This is a genomic window from Lysobacter zhanggongensis, assembly GCF_046638635.1.
GTDB lineage: Bacteria > Pseudomonadota > Gammaproteobacteria > Xanthomonadales > Xanthomonadaceae > Novilysobacter > Novilysobacter luteus.
In genome coordinates, this window is the sequence record NZ_JBJXHK010000038.1 from 1 (window position 1) to 22,814 (window position 22,814).

General features: G+C 69.1%; 23 protein-coding genes and 2 pseudogenes. 17 read left to right on the top strand and 8 right to left on the bottom strand.

The window, feature by feature from the left end:
• Positions 1–1,780, top strand: a 1,780-nt coding sequence (locus ACKVMH_RS08220) for an ABC transporter permease (RefSeq protein ID WP_412699928.1), incomplete at its 5' end; no start/stop codon positions are given.
• Between the two features lie 41 nt (positions 1,781–1,821).
• Here ACKVMH_RS08220 and ACKVMH_RS08225 read toward each other — a convergent pair.
• Complete coding sequence (locus ACKVMH_RS08225; protein ID WP_215219421.1) at positions 1,822–2,088, bottom strand: hypothetical protein; 267 nt, start codon at positions 2,086–2,088, stop codon at positions 1,822–1,824.
• A gap of 119 nt (positions 2,089–2,207) precedes the next feature.
• On the bottom strand, positions 2,208–2,945 hold the full coding sequence (locus tag ACKVMH_RS08230) for a DNA-formamidopyrimidine glycosylase family protein (RefSeq protein WP_412699929.1): 738 nt from the start codon (positions 2,943–2,945) through the stop codon (positions 2,208–2,210).
• Positions 2,946–3,035: 90 nt separating this feature from the next.
• Between ACKVMH_RS08230 and ACKVMH_RS08235 the strand changes: the two genes are divergently transcribed.
• Positions 3,036–4,151 (top strand): class I SAM-dependent methyltransferase, encoded by a 1,116-nt coding sequence (locus ACKVMH_RS08235; protein ID WP_412699930.1) that lies wholly within the window; start codon positions 3,036–3,038, stop codon positions 4,149–4,151.
• On the top strand, positions 4,148–4,855 hold the full coding sequence (locus ACKVMH_RS08240; protein ID WP_412699931.1) for a pseudouridine synthase: 708 nt from the start codon (positions 4,148–4,150) through the stop codon (positions 4,853–4,855). The genes ACKVMH_RS08235 and ACKVMH_RS08240 overlap by 4 nt, the downstream gene beginning before the upstream one ends.
• On the opposite strand, the gene ACKVMH_RS08245 is transcribed toward ACKVMH_RS08240, so the two are convergent.
• Both ACKVMH_RS08245 and ACKVMH_RS08250 read right to left on the bottom strand, forming a co-directional pair.
• Positions 4,852–5,388 carry a DUF1415 domain-containing protein gene (locus ACKVMH_RS08245; protein ID WP_412699932.1) on the bottom strand — a complete coding sequence of 179 codons (537 nt, stop codon included), beginning with the start codon at positions 5,386–5,388 and terminating at the stop codon, positions 4,852–4,854. The two genes, ACKVMH_RS08240 and ACKVMH_RS08245, sit on opposite strands and share 4 nt — an antisense overlap.
• Before the next feature lie 19 nt (positions 5,389–5,407).
• Entirely contained in the window at positions 5,408–5,890 is a 483-nt protein-coding gene (locus tag ACKVMH_RS08250; protein ID WP_215219426.1) for a YajQ family cyclic di-GMP-binding protein, read from the bottom strand.
• A gap of 524 nt (positions 5,891–6,414) precedes the next feature.
• Here ACKVMH_RS08250 and ACKVMH_RS08255 point away from each other — a divergent pair.
• Positions 6,415–6,996, top strand: a complete 582-nt coding sequence (locus tag ACKVMH_RS08255; protein ID WP_412699933.1) for a DUF1453 domain-containing protein — start codon at positions 6,415–6,417, stop codon at positions 6,994–6,996.
• Positions 6,997–7,003: 7 nt separating this feature from the next.
• Positions 7,004–7,924: a DMT family transporter gene (locus ACKVMH_RS08260; protein ID WP_412699934.1), complete on the top strand. Its 921-nt coding sequence runs from the start codon at positions 7,004–7,006 to the stop codon at positions 7,922–7,924.
• A gap of 36 nt (positions 7,925–7,960) precedes the next feature.
• On the opposite strand, the gene ACKVMH_RS08265 is transcribed toward ACKVMH_RS08260, so the two are convergent.
• Both ACKVMH_RS08265 and ACKVMH_RS08270 read right to left on the bottom strand, forming a co-directional pair.
• Positions 7,961–8,155, bottom strand: coding sequence for a hypothetical protein (locus tag ACKVMH_RS08265; protein WP_412699935.1), 195 nt, complete (start codon positions 8,153–8,155; stop codon positions 7,961–7,963).
• Positions 8,156–8,281: 126 nt separating this feature from the next.
• Positions 8,282–8,914: an OmpW/AlkL family protein gene (locus tag ACKVMH_RS08270; protein ID WP_412699936.1), complete on the bottom strand. Its 633-nt coding sequence runs from the start codon at positions 8,912–8,914 to the stop codon at positions 8,282–8,284.
• A gap of 291 nt (positions 8,915–9,205) precedes the next feature.
• Here ACKVMH_RS08270 and ACKVMH_RS08275 point away from each other — a divergent pair, with 291 nt between their 5' ends.
• From ACKVMH_RS08275 to ACKVMH_RS08330, 12 genes and pseudogenes are all read left to right on the top strand, one after another.
• The gene (locus tag ACKVMH_RS08275) at positions 9,206–10,693 is read left to right on the top strand and encodes a dihydrolipoyllysine-residue acetyltransferase (RefSeq protein WP_412699937.1); all 1,488 of its coding nucleotides are present in this window, start codon (positions 9,206–9,208) and stop codon (positions 10,691–10,693) included.
• Complete coding sequence (locus ACKVMH_RS08280) at positions 10,690–11,328, top strand: hypothetical protein (RefSeq protein WP_412699938.1); 639 nt, start codon at positions 10,690–10,692, stop codon at positions 11,326–11,328. The genes ACKVMH_RS08275 and ACKVMH_RS08280 overlap by 4 nt, the downstream gene beginning before the upstream one ends.
• 56 nt (positions 11,329–11,384) lie before the next feature.
• The gene (gene lpdA, locus ACKVMH_RS08285) at positions 11,385–13,274 is read left to right on the top strand and encodes a dihydrolipoyl dehydrogenase (protein ID WP_412699939.1); all 1,890 of its coding nucleotides are present in this window, start codon (positions 11,385–11,387) and stop codon (positions 13,272–13,274) included.
• Positions 13,275–13,580: 306 nt separating this feature from the next.
• Positions 13,581–13,949 carry a hypothetical protein gene (locus tag ACKVMH_RS08290; protein WP_412699940.1) on the top strand — a complete coding sequence of 123 codons (369 nt, stop codon included), beginning with the start codon at positions 13,581–13,583 and terminating at the stop codon, positions 13,947–13,949.
• 10 nt (positions 13,950–13,959) lie between these two features.
• Positions 13,960–14,784 carry a F0F1 ATP synthase subunit A gene (gene atpB, locus ACKVMH_RS08295; protein WP_215219434.1) on the top strand — a complete coding sequence of 275 codons (825 nt, stop codon included), beginning with the start codon at positions 13,960–13,962 and terminating at the stop codon, positions 14,782–14,784.
• 79 nt (positions 14,785–14,863) lie between these two features.
• Positions 14,864–15,130 carry a F0F1 ATP synthase subunit C gene (gene atpE, locus ACKVMH_RS08300; protein WP_215219435.1) on the top strand — a complete coding sequence of 89 codons (267 nt, stop codon included), beginning with the start codon at positions 14,864–14,866 and terminating at the stop codon, positions 15,128–15,130.
• 91 nt (positions 15,131–15,221) lie between these two features.
• Positions 15,222–15,692, top strand: a complete 471-nt coding sequence (locus ACKVMH_RS08305) for a F0F1 ATP synthase subunit B (protein ID WP_215219436.1) — start codon at positions 15,222–15,224, stop codon at positions 15,690–15,692.
• A gap of 41 nt (positions 15,693–15,733) precedes the next feature.
• Positions 15,734–16,415 (top strand): annotated as a pseudogene (locus tag ACKVMH_RS08310) (F0F1 ATP synthase subunit delta).
• A gap of 73 nt (positions 16,416–16,488) precedes the next feature.
• A complete protein-coding gene (gene atpA / locus ACKVMH_RS08315; protein ID WP_215220245.1) occupies positions 16,489–18,039 on the top strand; it encodes a F0F1 ATP synthase subunit alpha in 1,551 nt (516 codons plus the stop codon).
• A gap of 13 nt (positions 18,040–18,052) precedes the next feature.
• Positions 18,053–18,916, top strand: coding sequence for a F0F1 ATP synthase subunit gamma (atpG, locus tag ACKVMH_RS08320; protein ID WP_215219438.1), 864 nt, complete (start codon positions 18,053–18,055; stop codon positions 18,914–18,916).
• Positions 18,917–18,979: 63 nt separating this feature from the next.
• The gene (gene atpD, locus ACKVMH_RS08325; RefSeq protein WP_215219439.1) at positions 18,980–20,389 is read left to right on the top strand and encodes a F0F1 ATP synthase subunit beta; all 1,410 of its coding nucleotides are present in this window, start codon (positions 18,980–18,982) and stop codon (positions 20,387–20,389) included.
• Between the two features lie 69 nt (positions 20,390–20,458).
• Positions 20,459–20,884, top strand: coding sequence for a F0F1 ATP synthase subunit epsilon (locus ACKVMH_RS08330; protein WP_412699941.1), 426 nt, complete (start codon positions 20,459–20,461; stop codon positions 20,882–20,884).
• Positions 20,885–20,944: 60 nt separating this feature from the next.
• Here the strand turns inward: ACKVMH_RS08330 and ACKVMH_RS08335 are convergent, their stop codons facing one another.
• Both ACKVMH_RS08335 and ACKVMH_RS08340 read right to left on the bottom strand, forming a co-directional pair.
• Positions 20,945–21,328 carry a GtrA family protein gene (locus tag ACKVMH_RS08335; protein WP_215219441.1) on the bottom strand — a complete coding sequence of 128 codons (384 nt, stop codon included), beginning with the start codon at positions 21,326–21,328 and terminating at the stop codon, positions 20,945–20,947.
• Positions 21,325–22,814, bottom strand: a pseudogene (locus tag ACKVMH_RS08340) (hypothetical protein); the annotation flags it as partial. The pseudogene ACKVMH_RS08340 and the gene ACKVMH_RS08335, both read right to left, overlap by 4 nt.

Here is a 22,814-nt window from a genome sequence, read left to right on the forward strand (position 1 = left end):
CGACCGCGCCAGCCGGTTCCTCGGGCTGGCGGCGCTGGTCTCGGTGGTGCTCGCCGCGGTGGCCGTGGCGATGGCCGCGCGCCGGCACAGCGAGCGGCATCTTTCGGGCACCGCGGTGATGCGCTGCCTCGGCGCGAGCCAGTCGACGCTGGCCGGCATCCACATCGCCGAGCTGGTGCTGCTGGGCCTGCTTGCAAGCACCGTCGGCGTTGCGGTCGCGTTCGTCCTGCAATGGGGCATCGGCGCCTGGCTGGAACCGGTGCTCGGCATGGCCATCCCGCCGGCGGGGTGGCTGCCGGCCGTGCAGGGATACGGGGTCGGTCTGCTGGTCCTGCTCGCGTTCGGCGCGCCGCCGGTGCTGGCGCTGCGGCGGGTGCCGGCGCTGCGGGTGCTGCGGCGCGATCTCGACCCGACCGAGCCCAGCGCATGGCTGGTGGCGCTGGCGGGCCTCGGTGGCCTGGCCGCGCTGCTGTGGTGGAAGTCCGGTTCGGTCGAGGTCGGCACGGCGATGCTGGTCGGGCTCGTGGCCACCTTCGCGGTGCTCGCGGCGCTGGCCTGGGGGTTGATCGTGGTGGTGCGCCGGCTGCGGTCGCGCCTGCGCGGGAGCCTGCGCTACGGGCTGGCCAACGTCAGCCGCCGGCCAGCGACCAGCATCGCCCAGGTGTCATCGCTCGGGTTGGGGCTTATGGCGTTGCTGCTGCTGACCTTCGTGCGGACCGACCTGCTGGACCGCTGGCAGCTGCAGCTCGCGGCCGAGGCACCCAACCGCTTCGTCATCAACGTGCAGGACGACCAGGTCGACGACGTGCGCGGCTTCATCGCCGCGCAGGGGCTGGATGCGCCGACGCTGTATCCGATGGTCCGCGCGCGGCTGGTCGAGCACAACGGCGAACCGGTCACCGGCGACGACTACGCAAGCGCCGACGAAAGTGCCGACGACGAGGAGGCCCGCCGCTCGCGGCGTCGCGCCGACCGCGAGTTCAACCTGTCCATGGCGTCGGCGTTGCGCGAGGACAACCGGGTCGTCGCCGGCGACTTCTGGAGCGCGATGACGCCGCCCACGGCCCCGGAGATCTCGGTCGAGCAGGGCTATGCGGAGTCGCTGGGCTGGAAGATCGGCGACACGGTCGCATTCGACATCGCCGGGCAACGCTTCGTGGCGACGCTCACGAGCCTGCGCGACGTCGACTGGGAGAGTTTCCGGCCGAACTTCTTCGTAGTCGCCTCGCCCGGGGCACTCGATGGATTCCCCGCCAGCCACATCACGGCGGTGACGGTACCCCCGGAGCAGATGCGATTCACCGCCGACCTCGTCGGGCGCTTCCCCAACCTGACCGTGATCGACATCGATGCGGTGCTCGACCAGGTGCGTGGGACCGCCGACCAGGTCTCGACCGTGGTCGAAGTGGTGTTCTGGTTCTCGCTGGGCGCGGGCGTGCTGGTGCTGATGGCGGCGGTCAGCGCCAGCCAGGACGAGCGACTGCTGGAAGGCGGCGTCATGCGAACGCTCGGCGGCAGCCGGCGCCAGTTGCGGCTTGCGCAAGCGTCGGAGTTCGCAGCGATCGGCCTGTTGTCCGGGCTGGTCGCGGCGATCGCGGCGTCGGTATTGGCTGGTGTCGTCGCCGAACAGGCCTTCGACCTGCCATGGGAACCCAACTGGGGGATGGCCGCCGCCGGTGGCGCGCTCGGCATGGTCGCCGCCCTGGTGGCTGGCCTGTTCGCGACGCGCCGCGTGCTGGACGCGCCGCCCTCGGTGGTCCTGCGCGAGCTGCAAAGCTGATCCCGCGCGGAGCCGATGCCGCGCACGGCTCCCGCCTGGCCTCAGGGCGCGGTCAGGCGGTCGGTCACCTCGGTGGCGCCGAAGCGGCGCGCATAGTCGCGCTCGCTGGCGATCCGCTCGACTTCATCGTCCGGGGTTTCCGGTGCGGCATAGACGGCGTACGCGGTGGTGCCGTCGTTGCGCCCGACATGGTGCAGCCGGTACCGGGGGCGCCCACCGCCGGTGTTTTCCGGATAGTGCGCGGGCGGGGCGCCATCCATGTCCAGCTCGCTGTTGTCGACCGTGCCTCCGACGAATAGGGCGCGCATGGCGTTCTCCGTTGCGGGTGTGCAGGCAGGTTGGCCGCCGGTGTGTTGGGAGGCGATGAAGTGATCGTCCAACAACCGTTTTGCGTTGGGGCGCGAGCCACGTAGATGAACCCGGGAGGCTAGCCGTAGCGCTTCTGGCAGTGGCCGCAGAAGAACGCGCGCCGCTGGGCGCGTCCGAGCTTGGCGCGGAACTCCAGCCGCCGCCCGCATCGCGGGCACTCGGTGCGGGTGTGGACCTGGTAGTGCTTCTTGAGCACGTAGTCCTTCTTCCAGCGATAGAAGTCGAAGCTGTACTCACGCGCCTGGGTGACGAGATCGCCGAGCTTGCGCGGCGATAGCGCTCCCACCGGCGTTTCCGGATGCACGCGGATCCGGAACAACACCTCGTTCTTGATGATGTTGCCGACTCCGGCGAACACGTCCTGGTCGAGCAGCGCGTCGGCCACAAGCGTGTCCGGCATCGCCCGCAGCTTGCGGCGCGCTGCCTTCGGGTCCCACGCGTCGGACATGACGTCCGCACCCCAGTCATAGAGGTCGTCGAGGTCGCCCTCGAGGAACTTCAACGAGCTCGAATACAGGTTCAGCTCGCCGTTCGGAAAGCCGAGCGCCAGCCGCTCGGCGCTGCCCTCGCGACGTTCGTCGATCCGGTAACTGCCCCACAGCAGGAAGTGGACCCGCAGGGTGAAGCCGTCGAACACGACCAGGAAGTGCTTGCCCCAGGTCCGCAGGGCCTGGACGCGCTGGCCCGCCATCCGCTGGATGTCGAGCCGGCTGTTGCCACCCACGTGCTTCACCCGGCGGCCGGCAAACTTCGCCGCCTCCTCGCGCAGGATCACCAGGGAGGGACCTTCGGGCATGGACGCAGCCTGCGATCGGCCCGGTCATGGCGACGTGCACGCACCCATGCTCGCTAAACTGCGCGCCCAGACCCCCGCGAAAACGAACCGATGGCCCACGACGATCCCGCGCTGCAGGCGCTGATGCTGCCGTTCGAACAGGGCCTGCTGCCCTGGCCGGAGGCGGGTGGCGTGCTGTTTCTGCGGGCTCGCGACGGCGCGCCGTTGCACCGGCGCGCGTGGCCGGGCCTGGTCTGCGAACAGGGCTTCAAGCCCGAGGCGGATGCGCTGCGGCAGGCCGGGCTGGTCGTCGTGGACAGCCCGGATGCAGGGTCTGCGGGGAGTCGCCATCCGCTGGTGCTGGTGTTGCCGCCGCGCCAGCGCGACGAGGCCCGCGCGCTGTACGCGCACGCTGTATCGCGGGTCGCCCCCGGCGGGCGGGTGGTCGCCTGCCTGGCCAACAACGAGGGCGCCAAGTCCGGCGAGGCAGACCTGCGTCGCCTGGTCGGCCCGCTGGGCGGGCTGCTCAAGCACAAGAGCCGCTGCTACTGGAGTGCGCCACTGCACGTGGCCGACAGTGCGGCCGTCATCGACCACGCCTTGCTGGCCGAATGGGAAGCCCTGGACGCACCCCGGGCGATTGTCGGTGGCCGGTTCCGGAGCCGCCCGGGCGTATTCGCGTGGGACCGGATCGATCCGGCGTCCGCCCTGCTGGTCGAGCAGTTGCCGGCCGACCTGGCCGGACGGGCCGCCGACCTCGGCGCCGGGTTCGGCTACCTGTCGGCGGAACTGCTCGAGCGTTGCCCGGGGATCGCCGCGCTGGATCTTTTCGAGGCGGACCGCCGCGCGCTCGACCTGGCGCGGCACAACCTGGCGGCGTTCGAGTCGAAGGTGGCGATTGGCTACCACTGGCACGACGTGACCACCGGGTTGCCGGCGCAGTACGACGTCATCGTGACCAACCCGCCGTTCCATACCCAGGGCAGTGCCAACCGGCCCGACATCGGCCGACGCTTCATCGCCGTCGCCGCCGATGCACTCAAGCCGGGTGGGCGCCTGTGGCTGGTCGCCAACCGGCACCTGCCCTACGAGTCGGTGCTGGTCGAGAGCTTCGGGCAGGCGCGGGCGGTCGCCGAGCGCGACGGCTTCAAGATCATCGAGGCGGTGAAGGCTCGTCCGGTGCAAGCCCCGCGGCCGCCGCGCCGCGGACGCGAGGATTGGCGATGAAGCTCGTCCGGCTGATCGCCAACCTCGGCTACGGCAGCCGCAAGCAGGTGGCGCTCATGTTCCGCGAGGGCCGCGTGACCGATGCCGAAGGCGAGGTGCTGTACGCCGACGACCAGGTCACGCACGACGCGGTCCGCATCGATGGCGAACCACTCGACCCGCCGTCGGGGTTGGTGCTGATGCTGCACAAGCCGGTCGGCCATACCTGCTCGACCCGCGATCCCGGCCGGATCGTCTATGACCTGCTGCCACCGCGCTTCCGCCTGCGCTCGCCGTTGCTGTCGACGGTCGGCCGGCTCGATCGCGATACCAGTGGCCTGCTGCTGATGACCGACGATGGCCAGCTGCTGCACCGGATCGTGTCGCCCCGCGCCAACCTCGCCAAGGTATACGAGGCGACGCTGGCGCAGGACCTGCGCGGCGATGAGGGCGCGGTCTTCGCCAGCGGGACGCTGATGCTGGAGAACGAGAAGACCCCGCTGGCGCCGGCGTCGCTGGAGGTGGTCGACCCCCGCCATGCGCGCCTGACCCTGACCGAGGGTCGCTACCACCAGGTGCGGCGCATGTTCGCCGCGGTCGGCAACCACGTGGAAGCGCTGCATCGCAGCCGGATCGGCGGGCTGGACCTGGGCGGGTTGCCGGTGGGCGAGTGGCGCCAGCTGGACGCCGCCGACCTGGACCGCCTGTTCGGCGCAGGCGCCTAGCGCTCCAGCAGCTTCCGATACCCGTCGACCCCGAGTCGCTCCATGGTCTCGATGTTGCGGTCGACGATGGCATCGGGGTCGGGGAATGCCTCCACCGCGCGTTCGACGCTCTCCTCGCGCAGCAGGTGGAGCATCGGGTACGGCGAACGGTTGGTGCAGTTGGCCGGGTCCGCCGCGGACGTCCCGGCGAATCGGTAATCGGGGTGGAAGCTGGCGACCTGGATCTCGCCTTCCAGCCCGAGTGCGTCCACCGCCGCATCGGCCTGGTCGAGGAAGTCGTTGTAGTCGTCGAACTCCTGCAGCACGTGCGGATGGACCAGCAGGGTGGTGTCGACCACGTCCGGGTCGGTTTCCGCCAGCCAGGCGAGCTCGCTGGCCAGTTCTTCCAGCAGATCCCCGGGCGTGGTGGCCGGGCTGAGCACGTAGCGGATGCGGTCCTTGACGTGCACGGCCTTGGCGAACGGGCACAGGTTGAGGCCGATGACCGCCCGTTCCAGCCAGCGGCGGGTGGCGGCGATCGGGTCCTCGTCCATCCCCATGGCCGCCGGCCGGTCAGTCGCGGAAGTTGTCGAACTGCAGCGGCAACTCGAACTCGGCGCCCTTGAGCAGCGCGATCGCGGCCTGCAGGTCGTCGCGCTTCTTGCCGTTGACGCGCAGTTTGTCGCCGTTGATCTGGCTGTCCACCTTGAGCTTGGCGTCCTTCAGCGACGACTGGATCTTCTTGGCGAGCTCGCGCTCGATGCCCTGCTTGACGGTGACCTTCTGCCGCGCGCCGGCGACGTTGGTCTCGACCTCGCCGAACTCCAGGCAGCGCACGTCGATGCCACGCGCGATCAGCCGCGCGCGCAGGATCTCCGTCATCTGCTGGAGCTGGAAGTCGCTCGGCGCGGACTGGGTGATGACCTGTTCGTCGAGCGCGAACTTCGCATCCACGCCCTTGAAGTCGAACCGGTTGCCCAGCTCGCGGTTGGCCTGGTCGACCGCGTTGGTGAGTTCGTGGCTGTCGACTTCGGAGACGACGTCAAAGGAGGGCATGGCGATGTCCGTGGTTCGTGGGCGTCAAAGGTTAACGCAGAGCCGCCGCACGCATTCCCGGCGCGGAGGCGAAGCCTTCGCCCGTCATCGCGGGCGGGTCGCCCGCGGCGGCGGGTCTTCGGGGTGGACCGGAGGATCGGCAGGCTCCGGCCTCGCCGGGGCATCGCCGGAGGTGCCGGCCGGGACCCCGACACCGCCAGGGAGTGCATCGTCCGGCCCCAACGTGGGCACGGGCCGGGCGTTTGCCGGTGCGGCGAGTGCCGGTTTCGGGGCCGACGGGCTGCAGCCGCCTGCAACCAGCAGGGCAAGGGCCGCGGCCCATGCCGGGAGGAGCAGGCGAACGTGGAGGCTGCAGGCAACGGACATCGCGACGTCCTGCCGGTCAGATCGGACCGGCCTGAACAGGGCAAACGCGGAACGGAGGGTTGCGGGGACGGACGCGGGCCGGACGCGACGGCCGGCTATCCTGCGCGTCCCCCGCCGTCGCCGCGTATGCAGGCGCCGACCTCATGGAGTCCGCCACCATGCCCGTCCTGCTGCTGCCTGCGCTGCTACTGGTCATGGTGCTGGTGTGGGCGTTGCTGCTGCCGGTCGCGCTGTGGCAGCGCTACCGGCGCGGCCGGGCGCGCCGGCGGGCCACGCCCTGGCTGGTGCGCGCCAATGCCTGGGCCCTGCTCGCATCGACGGCCGTGTTCGTGGCCGGTGCCTGGGTGGCCGGACTCTGGGTAGAGGGTGCCTTGTCCCATGCGGCCGTCGGCCTGGCCGCTGGCGTTGCACTCGGGATCGTTGGCCTCTGGTTGACCCGGTTCGACCGCGAGGCCACCGACGGGTTCGTCCGAACCGGCTGGGCGCTCCCGCCCGGGGTGGCGGTGCCCGCCGGGCTGCGTCTGTACTACACCGCCAACCGGTGGCTGGTGCTCGGCCTCACCCTGCTGGTGGCCGGCCGCGTGTCGCTCGGGCTCTGGCAGCTGGGCCGGCTCTGGCGCGTCGACGGTTCGGAGCACGCGTGGCTTGCGCAGCAGGGTGGCTTGCTGGCGGTCGCCGGGGTCCTGCTGGGCCACTATCTCGCCTATACCTGGGGCCTGCGCCGGCGCCTGCCGCGTTGACCGCCCGATGACCGGAACGACGCCACTGGATACCGACCCCTCCCGCACCTCCGCCTCGGGCTCGCCGATGCGGGCGGCGATGATCATGCTGTTCGCGGTCGCCGCGTTCTCGCTGATGGACGCCGGCCTGAAGTCGCTGGCCGCGACCTACCCGCCGTTGCAGGTGGCGACCCTGCGCGGCGCCGCGTCGCTGCCGTTCGTGCTGGCCTGGGTAATGGCCACCAGCGGGCTGGCACCATTGCTGCGCGTGCGCTGGCCCCTGCACCTGCTGCGCGGTGGCATCGGCATCGGGATGATGGCGGCATTCGCGTATGCGTTGCAGACGCTGCCGCTGACGACCGCCTATTCGATCTTTTTCGTCGCCCCGCTGCTGATCACCGCACTGTCGGTGCCGCTGCTGGGCGAGAAGGTCGGCCCGCGGCGCTGGGCGGCGATCGCGATCGGCCTGCTCGGGGTTCTGGTGTTGCTGCGCCCGACCGGCGAGGGGCTGCGCAGCTGGGCCGCGCTGGCGGTGCTGGTGGCGGCGCTGGGCTACGCGGTCAGCGCCATCACCGTGCGCGTGCTCGGACGCACCGACTCGACCGCATCGATGATGGTCTGGCTGCTGGCCTTGCTGGCCGTCGGCGGCGGGCTGCTCGCGTGGCCCCAGTGGGTACCGATCAGGTCGGCGGACGCCTGGGTGATCCTGGGGGTCGGCATCGCCGGGGCGCTTGGCCAGTACGCCATTACCGAGGCCTTCCGCATCGGCGAGGCATCGCAGATCGCCCCGCTCGAGTACACCGCGCTTATCTGGGGCGTGCTGCTCGACATCAGTCTGTGGGGCGTACTGCCCGACGCGGTCACCTGGCTGGGCGCCGCCATCATTATCGCCAGCGGCCTCTACCTGCTGCGCCGCGAACGCGCGCACATCGAGGCCGAACATCCCTGACCGTCGCCGCTGGCCCGGCGACCAGCACCGCGTGCGCTATTCCTGCAGGCTGCCCTGCAGCGCCGCCGCAATGGCGGCATCGCCGTTGACGATGTCCTGCCAGCGCAACTCGTGGCCCTTCCGGTGTCCCTTCTGGACCAGCTTCAGGCCAACGGGATCGATGGTGAGGGTGTAGGCGATGTCACCGACGGTGACTTCGCGGCGGACGGGCTTGTCGAGCTTGGTCGTCATGGCGTTCTCCGGGCTCAAGTGTCGACCACCGTAACGGCGGGGGTCGGGGGTTTCATGAACGGGTGTGACCCGAAAAGCGGACGGCGGACCCGCAGGCCCGCCGTCCATGTCATCGGTCCCGCACGGTCAGAAGCGGGCGCCGAGGCCCACCCCAACCACCACCGGACTCGGTTCGGCCTCGCCGACGGCCTCGCCGTCGACCATCACGTCGGAGCTGCCATGCAGGTAGCGCAGATCGGCCCGCGCGAACCAGCTCGGGCTCAGCTTGACGTCGACGCCGGCGGTGGCCATGGCGCCCTTGGCGGTCTCGACGCCAAGGCGCTGGCCGGCGAGGTCACCGGTCGGCTCGACCTCCTCGCCGTCGTAGTTGCTCTCGTAGTAACCCAGGCCGACAAACGGCCGCACGGTCTGCGCGCTGGTGCCGAAGTGGTACTGGCCGCTGACCGCATACGGCTGGGCTTCGACGCTGCCGGCCTTGCCGTTGGCGGTGTTGACGCGGTGGCTGAACTTGTCAGCCGCGCCCCAGGCCTCGACGGCAATGTTATCGGTCACGTAGTAGGACGCGCTGAGCGTCGCGGCGCCGTCACCGTCGAGCTCGGCCTGCTGGCCGGCGACGGTGGTGTCGCCCGTGGGCTCGGCCAGTGCATAGCCGCCGACCACGGCCCAGCGCTTGTCGCTGGTGTCGGTGGCGTCCTGTGCGAACGCGGCGGCGGGGGCGATGGCAAGCAGGGCCAGGGTCAAGGTGTGGATGCGCTTCATGGGAGTTGTCTCCTCGTTCTGTGGGGGCGCCGGCCGGTGTCCTGGCAGGCGCGGCCAACCTAGCGAGGGACGCATGAACCGCGCTTGCCCGGCGGACGCGGCCTCAATGGAACCTTCATGGGCGGTCGTGCTATCGCGCGGCGCACGTGGCCGGGCCGCGCTCCTGAACAAGCGCTGGATGCGCCGGGTGCGGAGCCGGCCATTCCCGCAAGGCGGGCCGGCGCGGCGTGATTGGCGCCCCTGCACCACTGCGGCCACAATAAGGGTCTTTCGCGCAGGTCGGAGCCGAGCATGGCTGAGTTGAAGGAAGCACGCGTCCCCGATATCGGCGGCTACGACGGCGTGCCGGTGATCGAGGTGCTGGTGGCGGTGGGCGATACCGTCACGGTCGACCAGGGGCTGGTGACGCTCGAGTCCGACAAGGCGACGATGGAAGTGCCGGCGCCGTTCGCGGGTGTCGTGCGCGAGCTGAAGGTCAAGGTCGGCGACGAGATCGGCGAAGGCGCCGTGGTCGCGATGATCGAACCGGCCTCCGACGGCGCGGCCGGGGGTGGCGAAAAGCCGGCCGCGGACGCTTCCGCCGGCAAGGACCGGGCGGCGGACAAGGCCACCGACGCCGGCAAGGCCGACGCGCGGCGCGCCGAACCGGCGTCGCCCGGGCAGCAGGTCCGTACGAACGAAACCGCAACCGCCACCGAGCCGGCCAACGTGGGTGAACCCGACAACCTGGCAAAGCGCGAAGCCGCGCGTGCCCAGGCGGGTGCTGGCGCAGATGGCGGTGACGGCGACGCCGCCGCGCCGCGCTCGCCGCCGGTGGTGTTCGATGCCAACGAGCTGCTGCCCGACAAGGTGCCGTACGCGAGCCCGGCGGTGCGCCTGTTCGCGCGCGAACTCGGCGTCGACCTGGCGCGCGTGACGGGCAGCCAGCGCGGCGGCCGGATCGGCCGCGAGGACGTGCAGAAGTTCGTCAAGGGCGTGATGTCCAGCGGCGGCGCGACGGCGAAGGCCGGCGGTGGCGGTGGCGGACTCGACCTGCTGCCTTGGCCGAAGGTCGACTTCGCTAAGTTCGGTCCGGTCGAGACCCGCGCGCTGTCGCGGATCCAGAAGCTGTCCGGCGCCAACCTCGCGCGCAACTGGGCAATGATCCCGCACGTCACCCAGTTCGACGATGCCGACATCACCGAGCTCGAAGCGCTGCGGGTGCAGCTCAACAAGGAAAACGAGAAGGCCATCGCCAAGGGCAAAGCGACCAAGCTCACGATGCTCGCCTTCCTGATGAAGGCCTCGGTGGCCGCGCTGAAGAAGTTCCCGGACTTCAACGCCTCGCTGGACGCCACCGGCGAGAACCTGGTGCTCAAGCAGTACTTCCACATCGGCTTCGCCGCCGACACGCCCAACGGCCTGGTCGTGCCGGTCGTGCGGGACTGCGACACCAAGGGCGTGATGGAAATCGCTGCCGAGACCGCCGAACTGGCGGCCAAGGCGCGCGACGGCAAGCTCGGACCGGCGCAGATGAGCGGTGGCTGCTTCTCGATCAGCTCGCTGGGCGGCATTGGCGGCACCGCGTTCACCCCGATCGTGAACGCGCCGGAAGTCGCCATCCTCGGCGTGTCACGGTCGGACATGAAGCCGGTCTGGAACGGCAAGGCGTTCGAGCCGCGACTGTCGCTGCCGCTGTCGCTGAGCTACGACCACCGCGTGATCGACGGCGCAGCCGCGGCGCGTTTCACCACCTACCTCGGCCAGATCCTCGGCGACATGCGCCGGGTCCTGTTGTGAAGGCACGCGCGCTGCTGTTGCTGCTGTTGGCGATGCCGGCGGCGCATGCCGCCGAGTGCGAACTCGGGCTCGGGCTGGGCTGGCCGCCGGCCACCGGCAACCACGGCGACGCGGTCGAAGCACTGCTTGCCAGTGGGACCCCGCCAGCACTGCAGGTCACCTGGTTGCCCACGCGAGGCGTCGAAAGCGCCCTGATGCTGGTGCCGCCGGCCAACGGTGGCGCGTGGACGTTGCGCCATGCGACCCCGGCCCAGCGTGTCGACCACCGCGAGTCGATCTCCAACGGCGTTCGCCGCGTCCTGCTCACCGACCAGCAGCCCGAGGTGCGCGAAGTCCCGATACCGGAAACGTTGGCCGGCCGCCTGGTCAAAGGCTGGACACGAACTCTCCGGTCCGGCGTGGCGGCCGACCAGGAAGCCCGCTTCCACGACGGTGAGGTGCTGAGTTTCCGGATCGGCGACGACCGCTTCAGCGGCCCCGAGCCACGGTGTGGCGCGGGCGAGTTGCTGATCGAACAGGCCGAGGCGCTGATCGACGCGGCGGGTGAGCGCGATCCCGACGATTTCCCCAAGCGGTGGAATGCGTTGTGGCGCCTGCTCGACGAGCTTGACCGGGAACTGGCCACCGCCGGTTGACCGGGCGCGCGCCGGCAGTGCCGGCCGCACTCCACGACGAACAACAAGGAACAGACATGGCCAACACCATCGAGATCAAGGTTCCCGACATCGGCGACTTCGACGCGGTTCCGGTGATCGAGCTGCTGGTCGCGGTCGGCGACACCGTCACGGTCGACCAGGGTCTGGTGACGCTGGAATCCGACAAGGCCACGATGGAGGTGCCCTCCAGCGCCGCCGGCGTGGTGCGCGAGCTGAAGGTCAAGGTCGGCGACGAAGTCGCCGAGGGCGCGGTCATCGCGATCCTCGAAGCGGAGGGTGAGGGCGAAGGCGAGGGCGGCGGGGCGGCTGAAGCCAAATCGTCAGCCAAGCAGGGCTCGGACGGCGGGAAATCGACGTCCGGGCCCGCCGATGCCAAGACGCCGACCGCCGCGAAGGCGGAGCCGGCCGCGCAGGCAGGCGGGGCGGGAAGCGCGCCTGCACCTGCCGCGGATGCGCCGCCCCGCAAGCCGGCCGTCAATGCGCCTAATGCTGCAGCGGCGTCGGGGCGTACCCCCGATGTCGAATGCGCGATGCTCGTGCTTGGTGCCGGCCCGGGCGGCTACACCGCCGCGTTCCGCGCCGCCGACCTCGGCCTGGACACGGTGCTGGTGGAACGATACGAAAGCCTCGGCGGCGTCTGCCTCAACGTGGGCTGCATCCCCTCGAAGGCCCTGCTGCACGCGGCGGCGGTGATCGACGAAGCCGCGCACGCCAGCGATTTCGGCATCGACTTCGGCGCGCCGAAGATCGCGCTCGAAGCGTTGCGCGCCTACAAAGACAAGGTCGTCGGCCAGTTGACCAAGGGCTTGGCCGGCATGGCCAAGCAGCGCAAGGTGCGCGTGGTCACCGGCACCGGCAGGTTCATTTCCGCCAACGAGGTCGAAGTCGAACACGGCGGCAAGACCCAGCTGCTGCGCTTCGAACAGTGCATCATCGCCGCCGGCTCGCAGGCGGTGAAGCTGCCGTTCTTCCCGTGGGATGACGAGCGGGTCATGGATTCCACCGACGCGCTCGAGCTGGCTGAAGTGCCGAAGAAGCTGCTCGTGGTCGGCGGCGGCATCATTGGCCTGGAGATGGCGACGGTCTACCGTGCGCTCGGCAGCGAGGTCACGGTGGTCGAGTTCATGGACCAGCTGATGCCCGGCGCCGACCGCGACCTGGTCAAGCCGCTTGCCGATCGCCTGCGCAAACAGGGCGTGGCCGTGCACCTGGAGACCAAGGTGGTCGAGGCGAAGGCGCAGAAGAACGGCATCGCCTGCACGTTCGAAGGCGCCAGCGAGCCGGAGACCAAGCGTTTCGACCGCGTGCTGGTCGCGGTGGGCCGCGCACCCAACGGCGGCAAGCTCGATGCGGAAAAAGCCGGCGTGGCGGTCACCGACCGCGGCTTCATCCCGGTGGACCGGCAGATGCGCACCAGCGCGCCGCACATCTTCGCCATCGGCGACCTGGTGGGTCAGCCGATGCTCGCGCACAAGGCCACCCACGAGGGCAAGCTCGCCGCGGAAGTGGCTGCGGGCGAGAAGAAGGAATGGGTCGCGCGGGTGATCCCGTCGGTCGCCTATACCGACCCCGAGATCGCCTGGGTTGGCGTCACCGAGACCGAGGCTAAGGAGAAGGGCCTAAAGGTCGGCGTCGGCCGGTTCCCGTGGGCAGCCTCGGGCCGCGCGATCGGCATCGGTCGCACCGAGGGCTTCACCAAGCTGCTGTTCGACGAGGCCACCCAGCGCATCATCGGCGGCGGCATCGTCGGCGTGCACGCCGGCGACCTGGTCGCGGAAATCGCACTCGCCATCGAGATGGGCTGCGAGGTCGCCGACATCGGCCACACCATCCACCCACACCCAACACTGAGCGAGTCGGTGGCGATGGCGGCGGAGGTGTTCGACGGCACCATTACCGACCTGTACATCCCGAAGAAGAAATAGCGCGGGGCCACCCGCGCTCGGCGCGCGGGCCATGGAAAGGTGAAGCCCCGGCGGATCAGGCCGGGGCTTCTTTGTTCCCACCGCTGCTGTTTGCCTTGACGAGGAGAGAGACGCGGCGGGACGTGCAGCTTCATTGACCGACCCCCGCGGGGAAGGTTCCCCGTCTCCCTGTCCCGTTCAGCTCCCGCTCCGGGGTTCGCCCGCCCCCGAGCCACCGCGGCGGTTGCCCGCGGCGCCCGTCCTGCCTATAATTCCGCGGCTCCATCGGGCGCTTGTCGCCCAGCCCTCCGGACCGACGAACCCCGCGTGCACGATCCCATGTCCGCAGGCCGCCGGCTGGCGTTGCGCGCGACTGTCTTCCAGGCGGGTGCGACGGCGCTGGTCGCGCTGACCTTCCTTCCCCACGGCTTGCCTTCGGCGCTTGGGGCGCTGGTCGGCGGTGGCGCGCTGGTGGCGGGGAGTGCGATCGCCGCTCTGGTGGCGCTCGGTGGCGGGGTTGGGCCCGCAGGCGCGGCAATCACGCGACTGCTGGCGGGAGTGGTGTTGAAGTGGGTGGTGGTGCTTGTGGTGTTCGTTCTCGGCCTGGCCGGGTTCGGGTTGCCCCCGCTGCCGATGCTGGCCGGCTTGCTGGCTGCGACGCTGGCCTTCGTGCTGGCCCAGATTCTGAAACGATAAGGTGTCTTTCGTGAGTGAACAGACCGGTTCGGGCGGCCTGAACGAATACATCCAGCACCATCTCGGCCACAACACCGTCGAGGTGCTGGGCGGGCAGTTCAACCTCGATTCGTGGTTGGTCGGCCTGGCGCTGGGGTTGGTGTTCATCCTGTGGTTCGGACTCGCCGCGCGTCGCGCGACGCCGGGCGTCCCGAGCAAGGGACAGGCCTTTGTCGAGATCATCGTCGAGTTCGTCGACGGCCAGGTCAAGGACACCTTCCACGGCGATCGCCGCTCGGTGACCCCGCTGGCGCTGACGATCTTCGTCTGGATCGTGTTCATGAACACGATGGACCTGGTCCCGCTGGACGCGGTCGGCTGGGGCATCCACACCGTCGCCGGTGAGGAGGCCGCCGCCCACACCTACTGGCGCCTGGTCCCGACCGCCGACCTCAACACCACCTTCGGCATCTCCGCCTCGGTGTTCCTGATCCTGATCGGCCACGCCTGGTCGGCCAAGGGTGGCTTCGGCTTCGGCAAGGAGCTGCTGAGCTCGCCGTTCCACGCCAGCGGCTTCATGGCCATCGTCCTGGCTCCGGTCAACCTGCTGATGAACATCATCGAGTGGCTGGTCAAGCCGATCTCGCTGGCGATGCGACTGTTCGGCAACATGTACGGCGGCGAGCTCGTCTTCATGCTGATCGCCGGCATGTTCGCCAGCTGGATCACCTTCGTGCCGGGCATCATCGCCAACGCGGCGTGGGCGATCTTCCATATCCTGATCATCCTGCTGCAGGCCTTCATCTTCATGATCCTCACGGTCGTCTACATCGCCGGCGCCCGCGAGAGTCACTAGTCCTGACGCAACACCGGTTTCCAGTTCCAACCTTCGTTCCATCCACTTCAAGCAACAGCCTTTACCCAGGAGAAGCACCATGGAGTTCATCGCCAACGTTCAGGGTCTGACCGCCATCGCGATCGGCATCATCATCGGCCTCGGCGCGCTCGGCGCCTGCCTCGGCATCGCGATCATGGGTGCCAAGTTCCTCGAGTCGGCCGCCCGCCAGCCTGAGCTGGTCCCGATGCTGCAGGGCCGCATGTTCCTGCTCGCCGGCCTGATCGACGCGGCGTTCATCATCGGCTTGGCCGTCGCCCTGTTCTTCGGCTTCGCCAACCCGCTGATCAGCGCCCTGCAGGGCTGATGATCCGCGCGGCGACCCGTGCCCCGGCACGGGTCGTGCCCCCGGGCCGGCCCTCCAGGCCGGTCCATGCCAGTAACGTCGAGGACCCGTCATGAATCCCAACATGACTTTCTTCGGTCAGATGATCTCCTTCGCGATCCTTGTCTGGTTCACGATGAAGTTCATCTGGCCGCCGCTGAATGCGGCCATCGAAGAGCGCCAGAAGAAAATCGCCGAGGGCCTGGCGGCTGCCGAGCGCAGCCAGAAGGACCTCGCCCAGGCGCAGCAGAGCGCCGACGCCGCGCTGCGTGAGGCGCGGGTCAAGGCCAACGAGATCATCGAGCAGGCGCACCAGCGCGCCAATCAGATCGTCGACCAGGCCAAGACCGATGCCGCGGTGGAAGCCACCCGCCAGAAGGCGATGGCCGACGCCGAGATCGTCGCGGCGCAGAACCGTGCCCGCGAGGACCTGCGCAAGCAGGTGTCGGTGCTGGCCGTCAGCGGTGCCGAGAAGCTGCTCCGCCGCGAGATCGACGCCAACGCCCACAAGGCGCTGCTCGACGAACTGGCCGCGCAGCTCTGACCGCGCACTGACCCGATGCCCACAGCGATGAGCCCCAAGCAATGAGCCAGTCCCTGACCCTCGCCCGACCGTATGCGCGCGCCGCGTTCGCGGCCTCGCGCAACGACGGCCGTGCCGCGTCGTGGTCGCAGGCGCTCGCGTTCGCCGCGCAGGTCGCGGCCGACCCGCGCGTGCAGGCGCTGCTGTCGCACCCGCAGCTCTCCAACGACGACGCGGTCGACCTGCTCGCCACCGACGGTGCCGACGAGGAGTTGAAGCGCTTCATCGGCCTGCTCGCCGACAACCACCGCCTGGTGCTGTTGCCGGAGATCGCGGGCCTGTTCGAGCAGCTGCGGGCCGAGGCCGAGCAGATCGTCAAGGCGCGCGTCACCGCCGCNGCTCGCCACCGACGGTGCCGACGAGGAGTTGAAGCGCTTCATCGGCCTGCTCGCCGACAACCACCGCCTGGTGCTGTTGCCGGAGATCGCGGGCCTGTTCGAGCAGCTGCGGGCCGAGGCCGAGCAGATCGTCAAGGCGCGCGTCACCGCCGCAAGCGAACTGCCGGCGGCCGAGCTCGAGTCGATCCGCGCCGGCCTCAAGCGTCGCTTCGGCCGCGAGGTGGAGATCGAGACGGCGGTTGATCCGTCGCTGATCGGCGGCGCGGTGATCGATGCGGGCGACGTGGTGATCGATGGTTCGCTCAAGGGCAAGCTCGAGCGGCTCCAGGGCGCACTGGCCCACTGACAAGGCAACACGTGGGCGGACGATGTCCGCCGAACGCGAAGGCGGGTCCGACCCGCCCAACCAGGAAAAGAAGATGGCAACCACCCAGCTCAACCCGTCCGAAATCAGCGAACTGATCAAGACCCGCATCGAGAAGGTCAAGCTGTCCGCGGAGTCGCGCAACGAAGGCTCGGTCACTTCCGTGTCCGACGGTATCGTGCGCATCCACGGCCTCGCCGACGTCATGCAGGGCGAGATGATCGAGCTGCCGAACAACACGTTCGCGCTCGCGCTCAACCTGGAGCGCGACTCGGTCGGCGCCGTGGTCCTGGGTGACTACGAGCACCTGGTCGAGGGCGACGTCGCCAAGACCACCGGCCGCATCCTCGAAGTGCCGGTCGGCCCCGAGCTGCTGGGCCGCGTGGTCAACGCGCTGGGCGAGCCGATCGACGGCAAGGGCCCGATCGACGCCAAGCTGTCGGCGCCGGTGGAGCGCGTGGCCCCGGGCGTGATCTGGCGCAAGTCGGTCGACCAGCCGGTTCAGACCGGCTACAAGTCGGTCGACGCGATGATCCCGATCGGCCGCGGCCAGCGTGAGCTGATCATCGGCGACCGCCAGACCGGCAAGACCGCGATGGCCATCGACGCGGTGATCAACCAGAAGGGCACCGGCATCAAGTGCGTGTACGTCGCGATCGGCCAGAAGGCCTCGACCGTCGCGAACATCGTGCGCAAGCTCGAGCAGAACGGCGCGCTGGACCACACCATCGTGGTCGCCGCAACCGCCTCCGAGTCGGCCGCGATGCAGTACATCAGCGCCTACTCGGGCTGCACCATGGGCGAGTACTTCATGGACCGCGGCCAGGACGCGCTGATCGTGTACGACGACCTGTCCAAGCAGGCCGTGGCCTACCGCCAGATCTCGCTGCTGCTCAAGCGCCCGCCGGGCCGCGAAGCCTACCCGGGTGACGTGTTCTACCTGCACAGCCGCCTGCTCGAGCGCGCCGCGCGCGTGTCAGAGGAGTACGTCGAGAAGTTCACCAACGGCGAGGTCAAGGGCCAGACCGGTTCGCTCACCGCGCTGCCGCTGATCGAGACCCAGGCCGGCGACGTCTCCGCGTTCGTGCCGACCAACGTGATCTCGATCACCGATGGCCAGATCTTCCTCGAGACCGACCTGTTCAACGCCGGCATCCGCCCGGCCGTGAACGCCGGCATCTCGGTGTCGCGCGTTGGTGGCGCGGCCCAGACCAAGATCATCAAGAAGCTGTCGGGCGGCATCCGCATCGCGCTCGCCCAGTACCGTGAGCTGGCTGCGTTCGCGCAGTTCGCCTCGGACCTGGACGAAGCGACCCGCAAGCAGCTCGAGCGCGGCCAGCGCGTCACCGAGCTGATGAAGCAGAAGCAGTACGCGCCGATGTCGATCGCGATGCAGGCGCTGTCGATCTACGCCGTCAACGAGGGTTACCTCGACGACGTCGCGGTCAACAAGATCATGGCCTTCGAGGAAGGCCTGCACGCCCACTTCGCCAACACCCAGGGCGAGCTGGTGAGCAAGATCAACAGCACGGGCAACTGGAACGACGAGATCGAAGCCCAGTTCAAGAAGGGCATCGAAGAGTTCAAGCAGACCGGCACCTGGTAAGGCGGGCACGACGATGGCAGGCGGACGCGAAATCAAAACCAAGATCAAGAGCGTGCAGAACACCCGCAAGGTGACGCGCGCGCTCGAGATGGTCTCGGCCTCGAAGATCCGCAAGGCGCAGGATCGGATGAAGACCTCGCGTCCGTATGCGCGGGTGATGAAGCAGGTGATCGGCCACCTGGCCCAGGCCAACTCCGATTACCAGCACCCGTACATGGTCGAGCGCAAGGATCCCAAGCGGGTCGGCTACCTGATCGTGTCGTCCGACCGTGGGTTGGCCGGCGGCCTCAACAACAACTTGTTCCGCAAGCTGCTGGGCGAGATCCGGCAGTGGAACGAGCAGGGCGTCGAGGTCGACGTCGTCACCATCGGCCAGAAGGCCTCGGTGTTCTTCCGCCGGATCAAGGTCAACATGCTCGGCTCGGTCAGCCACCTGGGCGATGCACCTCACCTGGAGCAGCTGGTTGGCGTGGTCAAGGTGATGCTGGACGGGTACAGCAACGGCGGCATCGACCGCGTGTTCCTGGCCTACAACGGCTTCGTCAACACGATGACGCAGAAGGCCACCTTCGACCAGTTGCTGCCGCTGCCGGCACCGGAAGCGCAGATCGCCAGGCACGACTGGGATTACATCTACGAGCCCGACGCCGAAGGCGTGCTGGACCACGTGCTGACCCGCTACGTCGAGTCGCTGGTGTACCAAGCGGTGCTCGAGAACGTCGCCTCCGAGCATGCCGCGCGCATGGTCGCGATGAAGGCCGCGTCCGACAACGCCAACAAGCTGATCGACACCCTGCAGCTGGTCTACAACAAGGCCCGGCAGGCGGCGATCACCCAGGAAATCTCGGAAATCGTCGGCGGCGCCGCGGCGGTCTAACCCCATCATTGCGGACGCGCCGTGCGGGCCGCAGAGCAGCAATTAGAGCTACGAGGAAACATCATGAGCCAGGGCAAGATCGTTCAGATCATCGGTGCCGTCGTCGACGTGGAGTTCCCGCGCGAGTCCGTGCCGCACGTGTATGACGCGCTGAAGGTCGAGAACACCGCCATCACGCTGGAAGTGCAGCAGCAGCTGGGCGACGGCGTGGTCCGCGCGATCGCGCTGGGTTCCACCGACGGCCTCAAGCGCAACCTGCTGGCGACCAACACCGGCCGTGGCATCTCGGTGCCGGTCGGCAAGGGCACGCTGGGCCGCATCATGGACGTGCTTGGCCGCCCGATTGACGAGGCCGGCCCGGTGGACGCGCAGGACCAGTGGGAAATCCACCGCGACGCGCCGAGCTACGAAGAGCAGGCGGCGACCAACGAGCTGCTCGAGACCGGCATCAAGGTCATCGACCTGATGTGCCCGTTCGCCAAGGGCGGCAAGGTCGGCCTGTTCGGCGGCGCCGGTGTCGGCAAGACCGTCAACATGATGGAGCTGATCAACAACATCGCCAAGGCGCACGAAGGCCTGTCGGTGTTCGCCGGCGTCGGTGAGCGCACCCGCGAGGGCAATGACTTCTACCACGAGATGAAGGACTCCAACGTCCTCGACAAGGTGGCGATGGTCTACGGCCAGATGAACGAGCCGCCGGGCAACCGCCTGCGCGTCGCGCTTACCGGCCTGACCATGGCCGAGTACTTCCGTGACGAGAAGGACGCATCGGGCAAGGGCCGCGACGTGCTGTTCTTCGTCGACAACATCTACCGCTACACCCTGGCCGGTACCGAGGTGTCCGCGCTGCTTGGCCGCATGCCGTCGGCGGTGGGCTACCAGCCGACCCTGGCCGAGGAAATGGGCGTCCTGCAGGAGCGCATCACCTCGACCAAGACGGGCTCGATCACCTCGATCCAGGCCGTGTACGTGCCCGCGGACGACCTGACCGACCCGTCGCCGGCGACCACCTTCGCCCACCTCGACGCCACCGTCGTGCTGTCGCGAAACATCGCCTCGCTGGGTATCTACCCGGCGGTCGACCCGCTCGATTCGACCTCGCGCCAGCTCGACCCGAACGTGATCGGCAACGAGCACTACGACGTCGCCCGCAAGGTCCAGTCGACCCTGCAGAAGTACAAGGAACTGAAGGACATCATCGCGATCCTCGGCATGGACGAGCTGAGCGAAGAGGACAAGCAGGCCGTGTCGCGCGCGCGCAAGATCGAGCGCTTCTTCAGCCAGCCCTTCCACGTCGCCGAAGTGTTCACCGGTTCGCCGGGCAAGTACGTGCCGCTGAAGGACACGATCCGCGGCTTCAAGGGCATCGTGGAAGGCGAGTACGACCACCTGCCGGAGCAGGCGTTCTACATGGTCGGTTCGATCGAGGAAGCGGTCGAGAAGGGCAAGAAGATCACCGGCGAAGCCGCCTGATCACCCGCCGGCGCCGCCACCGCGTGACGCCGGCAGCGGTCTTCCCCTACGAGTAAAGCGAGACACCAGATGGCATCCACGTTCCGTTGCGACATCGTCAGTGCCGAGGAAGAGATCTTCCACGGCGAGGCCGTACTGCTGGTCGCCACCGGCGAGCTCGGCGAGCTCGGCATCGCGCCCAAGCATGCGCCGCTGATCACCCGCCTGAAGCCGGGCAAGGTCGTGGTGACCCTGCCCAGCGGCGAGCAGCTGGACTTCGCCGTGTCCGGCGGCATCCTCGAGGTGCAGCCGCAGGTCGTGACCGTACTGGCCGATACCGCGATCCGCGCCCAGGACATCGACGAAGCGGCCGTGCGTGCCGCCAAGGAAGAAGCCGAACGCGTGCTGGCGCGTCGCGCCGAGCCGATGGAGATCGCCGAAGCCCAGGCCAAGATGGCCGAGGTCATGGCACAGCTGTCGGCACTCGAGCGCCTGCGCAAGAACGTCAAGCACTGACCTCCCGGTTTTCCGGGTACCGCAAACGCCGGCTTCGTGCCGGCGTTTTGCTTTTTGCGGTCAGCGCCGGTAGATCCAGTGCCGGGACACCAGGAAGCCGAACCCCCCGAGCAGCACCTCGATGGCGGGCTTCGCCAGCCACGACCACTTCAGCCCGGCCACGTCGTCGATGACGCCCATCGACCAGGTGCTGATTGCGGTGGTCAGCAGCCACAGGAGGATGAAGCGCAGGAACTGGCGGCGGCCCACGGCGGTATCGTCGCCGGCGAAGGTGAAGCGGCCGTTCAACCAGAACCCCAGCAGCGCCCCACTGACGCGGCCGGCGATGTTTGCCGGTTCAACCGGCAGGCCGTTGTGGCTGAGCAACACCATCACGCCCCAGTCGACCAGGTACTGCAGCGCGCCGACCAGCACGAAGGTGCGGCCTTGCCGGGTCAGGCTCATTCCGATCCGCTCCTTGCCGGGACGTGCCACCACTCCAGCGGGGCGGCGCTGGCCCTGGGCGCCGCGCCTGCCCGTTGCAGGCCGGCGTGCCGTGCCGGCGACGTCGTGGCGGGGTCAAGCACGACTTCCGATATCCGGTGGCGTCGCAGCAACGCCTGCCACTCCGCGCCCGACGGGTCCTGGTCCGCGCGCGCGGCATCGGCCTTCAGCACGGGCGCGTACCAGTCGACCGTGCGTCCGCGCCCGGCGAGCTCGGCGTGGAACGGGTTGCTCAACAGCAGGACCACGGCATCGGGGGGTGCCTGTTCGCGGATGCGCGCGATCAACACGCGCTCGGGCGCGCGTTCCTCGAACAGGGCGGTGTCGTTGCCCAGGCCAAGCAGGCTGCGCTTGACCCCGCCGGTGTGCAGCAGCCACTGGGCATTGGCCTGGAAGGCCAGGTCGAGCACGCACAGGCCGACCAGCAGCGCGGCCGCTCGGCGGGGGACGAGCCACGCCTGCACCGCCAATGCGGCGGCCGGCAGGAGCAACACCATGCCCGGGTGGACGTAGCGGGCGTACTGCAGCGGCAACAATGGCAGCACGACCGCCAACCCGGCGCAGATCGCCAGCCCGCGCCCGCGGCGGTCCAACAGGGCCGCCAGCCACGCACCGGCCAGCGCGATCAGCACGAAGCCCGCGCCGCCGTCCCAGCCTTCCAGGTAGCGGTCCGTGTCGAAGGTCAGTTGCCACGGCAGCGACGGCGACAACCCGGCCTGCCAGCGGGGATCATCGAAATCCACCGCGGGGAAATAGCCGGACTCGAACCAGCCATTGAACAGCGGCAGCACCGGGTTGCCGCTGACCCACCATGCCTGCGCGTAGCTGGGCAACGCGACCACGAGCATCGAAAGCAGCGCGAGTGCCCAGCCGCCAGGTCCGGCGCCGCGACCGATTCCGCGCGCCACGCCCCATGCCAGCAACGGCGCGGCCGCAATGCCATGAAGCGGCTTCAACGCGACCAGCAGTCCGAACAGCAATGACGCGACCAGCAGTCGTCTCTTGACGGTGGGGTCGAGTACCACGACCGCGAGCGCCACCATTGCGGCGGTGGCAGGGCCTTCCGTCTGCATCCCGCCGAGCAGGCCAGCGGTCATCGGCAGCGTGGCGAACAGCGCCAGCGTGGTCCAGCGTGCCCAGGGCTGCAGCCCGACCAGGGCGCCTACCTGCCACAGTCCGGCGGCGGTCGCCAGCAGCCAGCCCAGGTTGACCGCGCTGCGCGCCTCGGCGCCGGACACCACCTGCGCGACCGCCTGCAGGACATCGCCGGCCCATGGCGCCAATGCCCAGACCTGATGGGTCGGGTCCAATGCGTACCATCCGTTGACCAGCAACTGCCACGGCAGGCCGAGGTGGTAGGCGAGGTCGTCGTACTGCATTGTCGGCAGCCACGCGGCGGCAGACGCCAGGCCGAGCGCCACGACGGCCCAGCCCGCGGCGCGCGGAC